Source organism: Shewanella sp. AS1 (assembly GCF_021412565.1).
In the GTDB taxonomy this organism is placed as follows: Bacteria; Pseudomonadota; Gammaproteobacteria; order Enterobacterales; family Shewanellaceae; genus Shewanella.
In genome coordinates this window covers 1-289 of sequence record NZ_JAKCLJ010000077.1, presented here as the reverse complement: position 1 = coordinate 289, position 289 = coordinate 1, and the positions used below count along the sequence as shown (strand labels likewise).

1 protein-coding gene is annotated in these 289 nt (G+C 72.3%); it reads right to left on the bottom strand.

What is annotated here, in order from left to right; all coding sequences use genetic code 11:
* Positions 1-289, bottom strand: a 289-nt coding sequence (locus LZP69_RS16125; RefSeq protein ID WP_234201712.1) for a hypothetical protein, incomplete at both ends; no start/stop codon positions are given.

Here is a 289-nt window from a genome sequence, read left to right as displayed (position 1 = left end):
GGACGCCCCTCAGCACCACGTCGCTCGGCAGCGAGAGCGCGCGCCAGGACTCGCCTTCGAACACCTGCGCGCCGCTCTTGCCCACGACGTACACCTCGTCGTCTGCCGCAGCGAAGACCCCGCTCCAGCGCCGCGCCTTGAGCTCTGTCGTCTCCGCACCAATGTCCCGCCACACGCCGCCCTCGAGGTGGTAGAGCGTGCCGCTCGCCAGGTAGGCGTCGTCCGCGCTGACGCACGCACCGCCAAGCTCGCGCTCGTACTCGCCGACGTCGACCGCCACGGGCGGGCC